This window comes from Mesorhizobium sp. CNPSo 4688, assembly GCF_057784295.1.
On record NZ_JBWLUY010000004.1, the window covers coordinates 301,507 to 314,836 of the forward strand.

Consider the following 13,330-nt stretch of genomic DNA (forward strand, 5'->3'; position numbering starts at 1 on the left):
ATCGTAATCGATTTTCGGAAAGGATCATGCGCCAAATCAAAATGCCTCAGGCGGTGTCGAACATCGAGGTTCCCACCGATTCCGGGTTTAGGAAGACGGTGCGCGGCCACGATACCTGCACGATGGCGCCCTCGCCCAGCCCGCTCGAATTGCGGAAATCGAGCGTGGCGCCGGAGCGTTCGAGCAAGGTCTTGGCGATGAAGAGCCCGAGACCCAGTCCGCCGCCGGCTTCATTGCCCTGGCGCGTCGACATGTAGGGCTCGCCGATGCGGTCGATGATTTCGGGCGGAAAGCCCGGCCCGTCGTCGATGATCGAGAAGGTGACGTCGAGCTCGTCCCAGCTCCATTGCACGGTGACGGTCTTGCGGGCGAAGTCGACGGCATTCTCGACCAGATTGCCGAGGCCGTAGATCACGCCGGGATTGCGTCGCCCGACCGGTTCGGGGCCGATGCGCTCGCCCGGCCGAAGCTTGATCGAGATGCCGAAATCGCGGTGCGGCGCCGTCACCTCCTCGACCAGCGAGGTCAGCGGCAGCCGCGACAGATGCGCCTCGCCCTCCGAGGACAGGCTGGTGAGGCGTTTCAAGATCTCGCGGCAGCGCTCGCTCTGCGACCGCAGAAGTTTGACGTCCTCACCGTATTTCGGGTCGTCGCCAAGCGCCTTTTCCATCTCCTTGGAGACCAGGGCGATGGTGGCGAGCGGCGTGCCGAGCTCGTGTGCTGCGGCGGCAGCCAGGCCATCAAGCGCCGACAGATGCTGCTCGCGCTGCAGCACCAGCTCGGTGGCGGCAAGCGCGTTGGCGAGCAGGCGGGCCTCCTCGGCGACGCGGAAGGCGTAGATGGCGGTAAAGGCGATCGACGAGAACACCGCCATCCAAATGCCGGCGACATAGATAAACGGCATTGGCAGCGGCGCGCCCTCGTACCAGGGCAGCGGCAGATGGAAGAACACCAGCAAGCTTGCCCCCACTATCACCAGCCCGCCGAGAATGGCGGTGAGACGCAGTGGCAACGATGTCGCCGAGACGACCACAGGCACGGTCATCAGCAGCGAAAACGGATTGGTGAGACCGCCGGTCATGTAGAGCAGGCCGGCAAGCTGCAGGCTGTCGAAGGTCAGGATGACGAAGGCCGAAAACGGCGTCAGCCGGTGCGCCGCCGGATAGCGGAAGGTCAGAACCAGGTTCAGCCAGGCCGAGCAGGCGATCAGCGCGAAGCAGAGGCTGACCGGCAGCGGGAATTTCAGCCCATAGGCGACGACCAGGACGGTCAGGCTCTGGCCGACAATCGCCAGCCAGCGCAGTCGGATCAGCGTGTTGAGGCGCAGCCGCTGGCTTTGCTGGAAGTCGGGCGCACGCAGGATGTTGATCATGGCCAAGGATTATAGCCGGGAAAGCAGAAACGCTAGGTGCCGCGCGGTTTTGCCCGGGCGGTGGCGGCGGCGAGCAGCGGATTTTCCGGCCAGACATGGCGGGGGTAGCGGCCGCGCATGTCGGTGCGCACATCGGCCCAGGAGCCGCGCCAGAAGCCGGGCAGGTCGCGCGTCGTCTGGATCGGCCGGTGCGCCGGCGACAGCAGCTCGAGCGTCAGCGGCACGGTGCCGTTGGCGATAGCGGGATGGCGGTCGAGGCCGAACAGCTCCTGCACGCGGATCGCCAGCACCGGCCATTCGCCGTCATAGCGGATCGGCACATGGCTGCCGGACGGCGCATCGAAATGGGTTGGCGCCAGTGTGCCGATCTTGCGCTGCAATTCATGCGGCACCAGCGCCATCAGGCCTGAAGACAGCGCGCCGGGATCGATCGCGGCGAAGGACGCCTTGCCTGTGAGGAACGGCAGCAGCCAGTCGTCGAGGCGTTCGATGAGGGCCGTGTCCGAAACATCGGGCCAGGGCGCACCGAGGCCGCGGTGCAGCCAGCCGAGGCGCTGGCGTAGCGTCTCCCCCTCCTTGCCCCACTCCAGCAGAGAGAGCCCGTGTTCGCGCAACGCATCCAGAATGGCGCGGTTGGCGTCGGCGCCGGACGGCGCCGGCAGCATTCGCTCGGACAAAGTGATGGCGCCGAGCCTGGCGGTCTCACGCACGCGCACCGCGCGCCGCTCGCGGTCGAAGCTCGTCTCGCGGCGGGTCTCGATCCTGTCGGAAAGTGCGGCGCGGATATCGGCCTCGTCGACGGCGGCCGCTGCGGTGATGCGGGCATTTTGCGCCTTGCCCTGCAGATCGGCAACGACCAGCCAGCTCTCGCCGGCCAGCGGATCGGCGGCGTCGACCATGGCGCCGGAGCCGTTGGCGAGCACGAAACGCCCGCGCTCGCCGCGCGCCTTGGCGACCCGGTCCGGCCAGGCGTGGATGAGCAAAGCGCCGGCGCTTTTACCCTCCCCCTTGCGGGGAGGGTCGGCGAGCGCGCCTTGCGCAGCAAGGCGAGGGAGACGGGGTGGGGGTGCGGCGCCCAGCCTACCCCCACCCCGCTCCGCTTCGCGGATCGACCCTCCCCACAAGGGGGAGGGTGAAGAAGCCTGCTTCGCCAGCCGCTCAGCCAGCTGCCTTGCCGCCACGGCCCGCGGCGATTTCTCGGTGCGAAAGCGCATCAATCGACGCTCGAGGTCGGCGCCGTCGCCGCCGAGGCCGCGTTCGGTGAGCAGCACCGGCAGCATCGCAGCCTCCGTCGCATGGCCGGTCCCCGCAGCTTCGGCGACCATGTGCGCCAGCCGTACCGGCAGCGCCAGCTTACGCATCGCGCCGCCCGCCTCGGTCAGCCGTCCGGTCGCGTCGATGGCGTGCAGCGCACTGAGCAGCGTCCGCGCCTCGTTGAGCGCCGGCGTAGGCGGCGGATCGAGGAAGGACAGGCTCGCCGGATCGGCGACGCCGAAAGCGGCGCAATCGAGCAGCAGGCTGGACAGATCGGCTTCGAGTATCTCGGGCGGGGTGAAGGCGGGAAGTGCCGCCGTCTGCTCGGCCCGCCACAGCCGGATGGCGACACCTGGCTGCGTGCGCCCGGCGCGCCCGGCGCGCTGGTCGGCCGATGCCCTGGAAACACGCACCGTCTCCAGCCGCGTCAGGCCGCTCGCCGGCTCGTAGCGCGGCAGCCGCGACAGGCCGGAATCGATGACGACGCGCACGCCGTCGATGGTGATCGAGGTCTCGGCGATCGACGTCGCCAGCACCACCTTGCGGCGGCCCGGCGGCGCCGGCTTGATGGCGGCGTCCTGCGCCCTGTTGTCGAGCTGGCCGTAGAGCGGCACGGTGTCGGTGTCGGCTCCCAAGCGGTCCTGCAGCCGCTCGGCGGTGCGCTCGATCTCGCGTTGCCCAGGCAGGAAGGCGAGCACGCTGCCGCTCTCCTCGGCAAGCGCCGAACGGATTGCCTTGGCCATGGCGTCTTCGACGGAAACACCAGCCGGCCGCTCGTCGTAACGGATGTCGACGGGAAAGGCCCGGCCTTGACTTTCGATCACCGGCGCGCCGGACAAGAGTTTCGCAACGCGCGCGCCGTCGAGCGTCGCCGACATCACCAGCAGCCGCAAATCCGGCCGCAGCGCACCTTGCACATCGAGCGCCAAAGCGAGGCCGAAATCGCCGTCGAGCGAACGCTCATGGAACTCGTCGAAAATCACTGCGGAGACGCCGGGCAACTCCGGATCGTCGAGGATCATGCGCGCCAGCACGCCTTCGGTGACGACCAGGATTCTTGTCCGGGCCGAGGTGCGGTTTTCCATGCGCATGGCATAGCCGACGGTGGCGCCGGGCTCCTCGCCGAGCAATTCGGCCATGCGGCGGGCGGCTGCGCGGGCGGCGAGCCGGCGCGGTTCAAGCAGGACGATCTTGCCGGCGCCCAGCCACGGCGCGTCGAGCAGCGCCAGCGGCACCAGCGTCGTCTTGCCGGCGCCGGGCGGCGCCACCAGCACGGCGCTGTTGCCAGCGCCGAGCGCCTCGCTCAGCGCCGGCAGCACGGCGGACACTGGAAGCTCCGGCAAGGGTCTTGTCGTCATCGCGTCCGCATATCAGCGGTCACTATGGCCGTGCAACCGGCGCTCGCTCACAGTCTTGTTCGCGACAGCGGGTTCCAGCGCACCCTACCCAACCGCACTTCCTCGCGCACCATGGTCAGCAGGCCGGAAGCGCCAACGACGGCGAGGCCGACCAGGGACAGCCAGTCGGGATATTCCTGAAAGAACAGCGCCCCGAGGATCACCGCCCAGACGATCTGCGAATAGTGCGTTGGCGCGATGCGGTTGGCGGGAGCGTATTTGACCGCAAGCAGTTGCAGGAACTGCCCGCAGGAGGTGAAGGCACCCGATATGACAAACCATACCAGCTGCCTGGCATCCGGGAGCTTGAACGAGGTGGCGGCGGCGGCGATTCCGTTGAAGACCAGGGCGCAGCCGACCAGGACGCCGAGCATGGTCGTGCGCTTTTCCTGCTGGGCGAGCGAACGCGTCAGGATGATGCTGGTGGCGGCAAGGAAGGCGACGCCGAAAGCGGCGAGGTGGCCGAGATGCAGCTCGCGAAAGCCCGGCTGCACCACCAGCATGACACCAGCAAAGCCGGCGACCACAGCCAGCCAGCGCCATGGGCCGACCTTCTCCTTGAGAATGACGGTAGAAAGGACGGTGACGCAGAGCGGCGCCAGGAAGATCAACGCATAGGCCTCGGCCAGCGGGATGGTGGTGAAGGCATAAACGCCGAGCACGCCCGAAGCGATGCCGGCCCAAGTGCGGGCCTGCACCGCCCACGGCCGTTTGGTCCGCCAGAAGTCCCGCCAGCGCTCGCCTTTCGGCCGGGTGAAGAGCAGGAAGAAGCCGGAAAACAGCGTCACAAAGAAACCGATCTCGAAGACGGTGAACTGTGCGCCAAGGCTCTTGATAACGGCGTCGCTGCACGAATAGCTTGCATAGGCGATGAGAGCGAGCAGAATTCCGTTCGTCACGTTTTTCCATTTCCGGGGAGAGTGCGGTGAAGGTATTGGCGCTCGGCGCGCATCCGGACGACATCGAGATATTCATGTTCGGTACGCTGGCCGCCTATGCGGCGCAAGGCGCAGAACTCACTTTCGCCATAGCCACGGATGGCGCCAAGGGCGGCAAGGGCGACCCTGGCGTTTTGGCGCGTGTCCGGCGCGAGGAAGCGACGGCCGCCGCGGCTTTGCTCGCCGCGACGCTTCACTTTCTCGACTTCCCCGACGGTGATCTGGTGGCCGATGCAGCGCTGATCGGTACGCTGAAAACGCTTATACGCGAGACATCAGCGGATCTGGTGATCACGCACGCGCCCAACGATTATCATGCCGACCACCGCGCGCTGTCGGACGGGGTGCGCATCGCGGCATCCTTCGCCGTGCCGGTGCTGCATGCCGATACGATGGGCGGAACCGGATTTTCGCCGACGCACTATGTCGACATCTCCGCCTACCGCGATGTCAAAACACAGGCGATCCGCGCGCATTGCTCGCAGATGCCGGAGCAATATGTCGACAGGGCGCGCGTCCAGAATGAGTTTCGCGCCGGGCAGTGCAACAGCGTCGCCGGGTCCCTGGCCGAGGCCTTCCGCTTCGAGCCGACTTTTCCCTTCGCCGATATACGCGCCCTGCTGCCGCCGGCGCCGCCAGTCCGGCCGGTGACGCCACAGACGAGCGTTGTAGTCGACGCCGGCTAAGCAACTCCCGGGAGAGCCCTGCGGCAATCATTTCCCAACGATTTCAATGCCCGTTTCGCCATGCTGCGGCGCAGCAACGATTTCGCTTGCCTTGTTTAGTAAAAATTGCATCACTAAACAAATTACTAAACATCTGCGACGCACCGCGCCGCCATGTTTAGGCCCTCGGAGGAGCGAGGGTTGAGGGGCTCTTGAAACCGCCATCCGGGCGCGTTTCGCAAATGGGAGGAAGGCATGAAATCGAGCTTGAAACTGGCGTTGGGACTGACCTCGGCGATCACTGCGTCGACAGCCGTCTCGAACGTTGCGCACGCTGAAGACCTGACGCTGTGCTGGGCCGCCTGGGACCCGGCCAACGCACTTGTCGAACTGTCCAAGGACTTTACCAAGGAAACCGGCATCGGCATGAAATTCGAGTTCGTGCCGTGGACCAACTATGCCGACCGCTTCCTCAACGAGCTCAACTCGCACGGCAAGCTCTGCGACCTGATCATCGGCGACAGCCAGTGGATCGGCGGCTCGGCCGAAAACGGCCACTACGTCAAGCTGAACGACTTCTTCGACAAGGAGAAGATCAGCATGGACGATTTCGTCCCCGCAACCGTCGTCGGCTATTCCGAATGGCCGAAGAACACGCCGAACTACTGGGCGCTGCCGGCCATGGGCGACGTCGTCGGCTGGACCTACCGCAAGGATTGGTTCTCCAAGCCGGAACTGCAGAAGGAATTCAAGGAAAAGTATGGCTGGGATCTCGGCCCGCCGACCACCTTCGACCAGCTGAAGCAGATCGCCGAATTCTTCCAGAAGCGCGAGATCGACGGCAAGACCGTCTATGGCGCCTCGATCTACACCGAGCGTGGCTCGGAAGGCATCACCATGGGCGCCATGGACGTCCTCTACAGCTTTGGCTTCCAGTATGAAAACCCGAAGAAGCCCTACGAAATGGAAGGCTTCGTCAACTCCGACAAATCGGTGAAGGGGCTGGAATTCTACAAGGCGCTCTATGATTGCTGCACCCCGCCCGGCGCGTCGAACAGCTACATGGGCGAAGGCGTCGACGCCTTCAAATCCGGCCAGGTAGCGATGCATATGAACTTCGCCTTCACCTGGCCCGGCCTGCAGAAGGACGAGAATGTCGGCGGCGACAAGATCGGCTACTTCGTTAACCCGAAGGGCCCGGACGGCGACCAGTTCGCCCAGCTCGGCGGCCAGGGCATCTCGGTTGTGTCCTATTCCGACAAGCAGGAATCGGCGCTGAAATACATCAAATGGTTTGCCAACAAGGACGTGCAGGCCAAGTGGTGGTCGCTCGGCGGCTATTCCTGCCTGAACGCGGTGGTCAAGGACCCGGCCTTCCCGTCCAGCCAGCCCTATGCGCAGACCTTCCTCGACTCGATGGCGATCGTGAAGGACTTCTGGGCCGAACCCAGCTACGCACCGCTGCTGCAGGCGTCGCAGAAGCGCTTCCACGACTATGTCGTCGCCGGCCAGGGTTCGGCCAAGGATGCGCTCGACGGCCTGGTCAAGGACTGGACGCAGGTGTTCCAGGACGATGGTAAGATGTAACCGGACAACGGTTTAACGGCTCCTCCCGAGCCAGACCGACGCGTCCCGTGCCGCCCTTGGCACGGGACGCAGTTCAGATAAATTCATGACAGAGACGACCCACGTGACCGAAGCAGGACTTACCATGCTCAATCGGACTGCGGAGAACGTTGCCCGGGCGACCCCGGAGCCGTTGGCCCGCAAGGTCCGGGGCATCAGCGACAAGGGCCTCGCCTGGCTGTTCATCTCGCCGACGATCCTTTTGCTGCTCGCCATCAACATCTTCCCGCTGTTCTGGGCGATCTATCTGTCCTTCACCAACTTCCGCGCCAACCGGCCGAACGAGGTGGTGAAGAACCTCGGCTTTGCCAATTACCAGCGCATCCTCGGCGATCAGGACATCTGGATCGCCATGCAGACGACGGCACATTTCGTGTTCTGGACCATTCTTTTGCAGACGCTGATCGGCTTTACGCTCGCCTGGCTGATCGACAGGAAATTCCGCGGCCATGCCTTCTGGACGACCATCATCCTGGTGCCGATGATGCTGTCGCCTGCGGTGGTCGGCAATTTCTGGCGCTTCCTCTACGAACCGCAGATCGGCCTGTTCGCCTATGCCATCTCGTTCGTCACCGGCATTCCGCCGACGAACATCCAGATGCTGTCCAACGTCGAGCTGGCGCCGTGGTCGATCATCATCGTCGACACCTGGATGTGGACGCCCTACGTGATGCTGATCTGCCTCGCCGGCCTGCGCTCCATCCCCGAATACATCTATGAGGCGGCCGAGGTCGACCGCGCCTCCAACTGGCGGCAGTTCTGGTCGATCACACTGCCGATGGCGCTGCCGTTCATCATGCTGGCGGTGCTGTTTCGCGGCATCGAGAACTTCAAGATGTTCGACATGGTCAATCTGTTGACCGGCGGCGGTCCCGGCTCGACCACCGAGGTCGCCTCAATCACGCTGAAACGGCAGGCCTTCGAGAGCTGGCGCACCGGCTATTCCTCGGCCTTCGCCATCATCCTGTTCGTCGCGGTGTTTGGCCTCGCAAACATCTACGTCAAGGCGCTCAACAAGGTGAAGCAGAGATGAGCCTGACCACCGCCCACTCCGTCGTCGCCCCGTCGGGAACGGCAAAAGGCATCGCCGGCACGATCATCGTCGCCTATGCGCTGATCTCGATCGTGCCGCTGTTGTGGATTTTTGCCACCAGCTTCAAGACGCCGCCGGATTCGATCGCCTATCCGCCGAAAATCGTCTTCCAACCGAGCATCGAAGGCTATTGCAACCTGTTCACGACCCGCACCCGGCAGACGCCGGAATACATCAACTCGCTGGGACCGGCGACCGGCTTCTGCGACGAGACCGTGCGCAAGCGCAACATGGTGATTGCCGGCCCGTCCAACTTCCTGCCGCGCTTCGTCAACTCGCTGATCATCGCCTTCGGCTCGACCTTCTGCGCCGTCTTTCTCGGTACGCTGTCGGCCTACGGTTTCTCGCGCTTCAAGGTGCCGCTGGCCGACGATCTGCTGTTCTTCATCCTGTCGACGCGCTTCATGCCGCCGATCGCGGTCGCGATCCCCATCTACCTCATGTACCGCGAGCTTGGCCTCTCCGACACCGCGCTCGGCATGATCCTGCTCTACACGGCGGTCAACGTCTCGCTGGCGGTGTGGCTCTTGAAAGGCTTCATCGACGAGATTCCGCGTGAATACGAAGAAGCGGCGATGATCGACGGCTATACCAGGCTGCAGGCCTTCTGGCGTACCGTGCTGCCGCAGGCCACCACCGGCATTGCCGCGACCGCCATCTTCTGCCTGATCTTCGCCTGGAACGAATATGCCTTCGCCGCTCTTTTGACCTCGGGCACGGCGCAGACCGCGCCGCCCTTTATCCCGACCATCATCGGCGAAGGCGGCCAGGACTGGCCAGCGGTGGCAGCGGGCACGACGATCTTCCTGGTGCCGATCTTGGTCTTCACCATTCTGCTTCGCAAACAACTCTTGCGCGGCATCACCTTCGGCGCGGTGCGCAAATGAGCCTGATCCAACCCACGAAACGCAAGTCGCGCTGGCCGCGCTGGGCTAGGCGCGGCCTCTTGGAAAACATCGCCACGGCGATCATCGCCATCGGCTTCCTTATGCTGTTCCAGCCCTTCGCGCTGGCGCTCTACACCTACTCCTTCATCACCATGCTTGCCGGCACGGTGATGTTCATCATCGTCTCGAAGTTCCCGGAATAGTCATGGCCGAAATCCGCGTCCAACACCTGAGAAAGGCCTTCGGCGATTTCGTCGCCGTGCAGGATTCGAGCTTCGTCGTCGAGGATGGCGAATTCTTCGTCATGCTCGGGCCGTCGGGCTGCGGCAAGACGACGACATTGCGCATGATCGCCGGGCTCGAACTGCCGACCGGAGGTCAGATCCTGCTCGGCGGCGAGGACGTCACCATGCGCCGCGCGCGGGAGCGCGACATCGCCTTCGTCTTCCAGCTGTTTGCGCTCTACCCGCACATGAATGTGCGCAAGAACATCGGCTTCCCGCTTTTGGCGCAAGGCATGCCGTCGGCCGAAATCCGTCAACGCGTCGAAGAGACGGCAAAGCTGCTGCGCATCGACCATCTGCTGAACAAATCGGTCTCAGGGCTTGCCGGCGGCGACCGCCAGCGCGTGGCGCTCGGCCGTGCCATCGTGCGGCGGCCAAAGTGCTTTTTGATGGATGAGCCACTGGGGACGCTCGATACCGAGTTCCGTGACCTCATGGTGCATGAGCTGCGCGAGCTGCACAACCGCATCCACGCCACCACCGTCTATGTCACGCACGACCAGATGGAAGCGATGTCGATGGCCGACAAGATCGCTGTCATGAACCATGGCGTCATCGAACAGTTCGGCAGCCCACGCGAAATCTACGACCGTCCGGCAACCATGTTCGTTGCCGACTTCATCGGCTCGCCGCCGATGAACTTTCTGGGCTTTGGCGGCGGGCTGGCGAAGGGCGCCAAGGAGATTGTCGTTCAGGGCGCGAAGGTTGCAGTACCCGAAGTGCGCGAGGACATCGCACCAGCCGACATGGCGCTCGGCATAAGGCCGGAACACATCCGCTTCGACGACGCATCGAAACTGCGCGGCGCGATTTACGGCACCGAATATCTCGGCACCACGCAGATCGTCGCGGTGGAGACGGCGGACGGCATCATCAAGGCGCGCGTGCCTGCCGAGATCCGGCTCGCTGCCGGCGATCATGTCGGGCTGACACTGAACAGTGCGCGGCTGTCCCTGTTCGACAAGGGATCGGGCCGTGCCGTGCGCACCGCGATCCACGATACGGCCTCTCAAGGGAGAGCGCAGCATGGCTGACGTACACATCAAAGGCGTGACCAAGACTTTCGGCGACCATGCCGCCGTCAGCAATCTCGACCTCCAGATCAAGGACGGCGAATTCGTCGTGCTGCTTGGTCCCACAGGCGCCGGCAAGACGACGACGCTGCGCCTGATCGCCGGGCTGGAGCGGCCCGACAGCGGCACGATCCATATTGGCGGGCACAATGCGACGATGCTGTCGCCGGCCGAGCGCGACACCGCTTTCGTGTTCCAGCAATATTCGCTCTATCCGCATCTGTCGGTCTACGACAACCTCGCCTTCCCGCTGCGCTCGCCGGCGCGGAAAATACCGGAAGACCAGATCCGCCGCCGCGTCGAAGAAGTGGCGAAAATGGTGCGCATCCACCACAAGCTGAACAACCGCTCGACCAAGCTTTCGGGCGGCGAGATGCAGCGCGTCGCCATTGGCCGCGCTTTGGTGCGCAAGCCGTCGATCTATTTGATGGATGAGCCGCTGTCATCGCTGGACGCCAAATTGCGCGCCGATCTCAGGCTCGAACTCAAGCGCATCCAGGCCGAGCTCGGCGCCACCATGCTCTACGTCACCCACGACCAGATCGAGGCTATGACCATGGCCGACCGCATCGGCATCCTCGCCGATGGCGTGCTGGTGCAGATCGGCACGCCGCGCACGATCTATTCCGAGCCGGCAAATCTTCATGTCGCGGCACGGCTCGGCCAGCCGGCGATCAATCTTCTGCCGGCCGGACTGTTGCCCGATGGCGGCGCTCCAACCGGCACCAAGACGATCGGCGCACGCACCGAGCATCTGTCGATCGCGAAGGCCGCGAACGGCCTCGCCGACGGCGTCGTCGATTGGGTCGAGCATCTCGGCGACCAGAACCATCTGCATGTGACGGTGGGGGCCAAGAAGCTGGTGACGCTGACCGACCCCGACACGGATCTGGCGCAAGGCGACAAGGTGGTAATCCGCTACCGCTCGCCACTCTATTTCGGCGCCGATGGGCAACGACTGATGTGAGGTTTCGGTGTCTCGCCAAGGGTACGGCACCGGCTTCTGATTGACGAATACAGGACGAATTCGATGAAGCATTTTTTCAACCGCAGGGAAACGATCGTCACCGAGGCGCTGGACGGTCTGTTGCGGACCATCGGTTCGGGTGATCTGGCGCGCCTCGATGGCTATCCCGAGATCAAGGTCGTGCTGCGCGCCGACTGGGACAAGGCAAAAGTTGCCGTCATCTCCGGCGGCGGCGCCGGGCACGAGCCATCGCATGCCGGCTTCGTAGGCAAGGGCATGCTGACGGCGGCCGTTTCGGGCGAGATCTTCGCCTCGCCAAGCGTCGAAGCGGTGCTGGCGGCCATCCGCGCTGTCACCGGCCCGGCCGGCTGCCTGCTGATCGTCAAGAACTACACCGGCGACCGGCTCAATTTCGGCCTGGCGGCCGAGAAGGCGCGCGCCGAGGGGTTTCGTGTCGAGATGGCGATCGTCGCCGACGACATCGCCTTGCCGGACATCAACCAACCGCGCGGGGTCGCCGGCACCTTGTTCGTGCACAAGATAGCCGGCCATCTGTCGGAGGCCGGAAGCGATCTGACAGCGATCGCGACGGCGGCGCGCGCGGCGGCGAAGGACGTCATCTCGCTCGGCATGTCGCTGTCATCCTGCTCGATCCCCGGCCAGCCACATGAAGAGCGGTTCGGCGAAAACGATGGCGAACTCGGCCTCGGCATCCATGGCGAGCCGGGCGTCGAGCGGATCGCGGTGCAAAGCGCCGACAAGCTTGTCGCGATCATGGCGGAGCGGCTTACGGCACGGCTCGACCCGTCGGCCAAGCATGCGCTGCTGATCAGCAATCTCGGTTCGGTGCCGCCGCTCCAAATGTCGCTGGTTGCCAATGCAGTGCTGACCTCGCCGCTGGCCAGGACCGTGAAGCTTGCGATCGGCCCCGGCCCGCTGATGACGGCGCTCAACATGAACGGCTTTTCGCTGTCGCTGATCAAGCTCGATGCCGCGCGCGAGGCGGCCTTACTGGCGCCGGTCGGACCGCACGCCTGGATGCCGGCAAAGCCCGTTGCAGCGCCTGCCATTGTGCCAATGGCGAAAGCGGCCAGAAAGAGCGCAGCCCAAAAGGCCAGCCAGGACGCCGGCACCAGGCGCCTTGTCATCACGATCTGCGAACGGCTGATTGCGCTCGAAGAGACTTTGAACGGGCTGGACGCCAAAGCGGGCGATGGCGATACAGGCTCGACGGTAGCGACCGGCGCGCGCAGCGTGCTGGAAAAGCTCGATGCGCTGCCGCTGGCCGATCCGGCTGCCACGCTGGCGGCGGTGGGCGATCTCCTGGGTGTCGCCATGGGTGGTTCCTCGGGCGTGCTGCTGTCGATCTTCTTCACGGCGGCAGCGCAGGCTACGAATACGGGTGCGACCCTGTCCAAGGCGCTGCTTGCCGGCCTTGACCGGATGACCTTCTACGGCGGCGCCAAGATCGGCGACCGCACCATGGTCGATGCGCTGGAACCGGCGCTGAAAGCGCTCGACGCCAATGGCCTGGACGCTGCGGCGACAGCAGCCCGACACGGCGCCGAGGCGACGGCGGCCATGGAGAAGGCGAAGGCCGGACGATCGGCCTATGTCGGCACCAAATTGCAGGGCGTGGTCGACCCCGGCGCGCATGCCGTGGCCGAAGTGTTCGCCGCCGCCGCCGCGCTGTATGCAGCGGCCTGATGGCATGCTTCAGTTGTCGAATGAAAATTCTTTCGATACTGCCGGCAGGACCGAAACCGGGAATCTG

The 13,330-nt window shown here is 64.6% G+C and carries 11 protein-coding genes; 8 read left to right on the forward strand and 3 right to left on the reverse strand.

Translation table 11 applies throughout. The annotated features are described in order from the left end of the window. Positions 1 to 46: 46 nt before the first annotated feature. Genes AC04SH_RS09530 through AC04SH_RS09540 form a run of 3 tightly spaced genes read right to left on the reverse strand, consistent with a single transcriptional unit; the run spans position 47 to position 4,922 of the window. Positions 47 to 1,372, reverse strand: coding sequence for an ActS/PrrB/RegB family redox-sensitive histidine kinase (locus AC04SH_RS09530; RefSeq protein WP_488574915.1), 1,326 nt, complete (start codon positions 1,370 to 1,372; stop codon positions 47 to 49). A 32-nt stretch (positions 1,373 to 1,404) separates the two neighbouring features. Then, the gene (gene hrpB, locus AC04SH_RS09535; protein WP_488574810.1) at positions 1,405 to 3,984 is read right to left on the reverse strand and encodes an ATP-dependent helicase HrpB; all 2,580 of its coding nucleotides are present in this window, start codon (positions 3,982 to 3,984) and stop codon (positions 1,405 to 1,407) included. A 47-nt stretch (positions 3,985 to 4,031) separates the two neighbouring features. Beyond that, a complete protein-coding gene (locus AC04SH_RS09540) occupies positions 4,032 to 4,922 on the reverse strand; it encodes a DMT family transporter (RefSeq protein WP_488574811.1) in 891 nt (296 codons plus the stop codon). Positions 4,923 to 4,948: 26 nt separating this feature from the next. Here AC04SH_RS09540 and AC04SH_RS09545 point away from each other — a divergent pair, with 26 nt between their 5' ends. From AC04SH_RS09545 to AC04SH_RS09580, 8 genes are all read left to right on the forward strand, one after another. Further along, complete coding sequence (locus tag AC04SH_RS09545) at positions 4,949 to 5,647, forward strand: PIG-L deacetylase family protein (RefSeq protein ID WP_488574812.1); 699 nt, start codon at positions 4,949 to 4,951, stop codon at positions 5,645 to 5,647. Between the two features lie 234 nt (positions 5,648 to 5,881). Next, positions 5,882 to 7,213 carry an ABC transporter substrate-binding protein gene (locus tag AC04SH_RS09550; protein ID WP_488574813.1) on the forward strand — a complete coding sequence of 444 codons (1,332 nt, stop codon included), beginning with the start codon at positions 5,882 to 5,884 and terminating at the stop codon, positions 7,211 to 7,213. A gap of 124 nt (positions 7,214 to 7,337) precedes the next feature. After that, a complete protein-coding gene (locus AC04SH_RS09555) occupies positions 7,338 to 8,285 on the forward strand; it encodes a carbohydrate ABC transporter permease (protein WP_477233737.1) in 948 nt (315 codons plus the stop codon). Further along, complete coding sequence (locus AC04SH_RS09560) at positions 8,282 to 9,232, forward strand: carbohydrate ABC transporter permease (RefSeq protein WP_112560588.1); 951 nt, start codon at positions 8,282 to 8,284, stop codon at positions 9,230 to 9,232. Before AC04SH_RS09555 ends, AC04SH_RS09560 begins: the two co-directional genes overlap by 4 nt. Beyond that, positions 9,229 to 9,435: a hypothetical protein gene (locus tag AC04SH_RS09565; protein WP_488574814.1), complete on the forward strand. Its 207-nt coding sequence runs from the start codon at positions 9,229 to 9,231 to the stop codon at positions 9,433 to 9,435. The genes AC04SH_RS09560 and AC04SH_RS09565 overlap by 4 nt, the downstream gene beginning before the upstream one ends. A 2-nt stretch (positions 9,436 to 9,437) precedes the next feature. Beyond that, positions 9,438 to 10,550, forward strand: a complete 1,113-nt coding sequence (locus AC04SH_RS09570) for an ABC transporter ATP-binding protein (RefSeq protein ID WP_436257836.1) — start codon at positions 9,438 to 9,440, stop codon at positions 10,548 to 10,550. Further along, positions 10,543 to 11,556: an ABC transporter ATP-binding protein gene (locus AC04SH_RS09575; RefSeq protein ID WP_488574815.1), complete on the forward strand. Its 1,014-nt coding sequence runs from the start codon at positions 10,543 to 10,545 to the stop codon at positions 11,554 to 11,556. Before AC04SH_RS09570 ends, AC04SH_RS09575 begins: the two co-directional genes overlap by 8 nt. Positions 11,557 to 11,619: 63 nt before the next feature. Then, positions 11,620 to 13,263 carry a dihydroxyacetone kinase subunit DhaK gene (locus AC04SH_RS09580; protein WP_488574816.1) on the forward strand — a complete coding sequence of 548 codons (1,644 nt, stop codon included), beginning with the start codon at positions 11,620 to 11,622 and terminating at the stop codon, positions 13,261 to 13,263. Positions 13,264 to 13,330 lie beyond the last annotated feature (67 nt).

Excerpts from the sequence above, each read along its gene's own strand:
- AC04SH_RS09530 (WP_488574915.1), bottom strand. The coding sequence starts at position 1,372 with ATGATCAACATCCTGCGTGCGCCCGACTTCCAGCAAAGCCAGCGGCTG.
- hrpB (WP_488574810.1), bottom strand. The coding sequence starts at position 3,984 with ATGACGACAAGACCCTTGCCGGAGCTTCCAGTGTCCGCCGTGCTGCCG.
- AC04SH_RS09550 (WP_488574813.1), top strand. The coding sequence starts at position 5,882 with ATGAAATCGAGCTTGAAACTGGCGTTGGGACTGACCTCGGCGATCACT.
- AC04SH_RS09555 (WP_477233737.1), top strand. The coding sequence starts at position 7,338 with ATGCTCAATCGGACTGCGGAGAACGTTGCCCGGGCGACCCCGGAGCCG.
- AC04SH_RS09560 (WP_112560588.1), top strand. The coding sequence starts at position 8,282 with ATGAGCCTGACCACCGCCCACTCCGTCGTCGCCCCGTCGGGAACGGCA.
- AC04SH_RS09565 (WP_488574814.1), top strand. The coding sequence starts at position 9,229 with ATGAGCCTGATCCAACCCACGAAACGCAAGTCGCGCTGGCCGCGCTGG.
- AC04SH_RS09570 (WP_436257836.1), top strand. The coding sequence starts at position 9,438 with ATGGCCGAAATCCGCGTCCAACACCTGAGAAAGGCCTTCGGCGATTTC.
- AC04SH_RS09575 (WP_488574815.1), top strand. The coding sequence starts at position 10,543 with ATGGCTGACGTACACATCAAAGGCGTGACCAAGACTTTCGGCGACCAT.
- AC04SH_RS09580 (WP_488574816.1), top strand. The coding sequence starts at position 11,620 with ATGAAGCATTTTTTCAACCGCAGGGAAACGATCGTCACCGAGGCGCTG.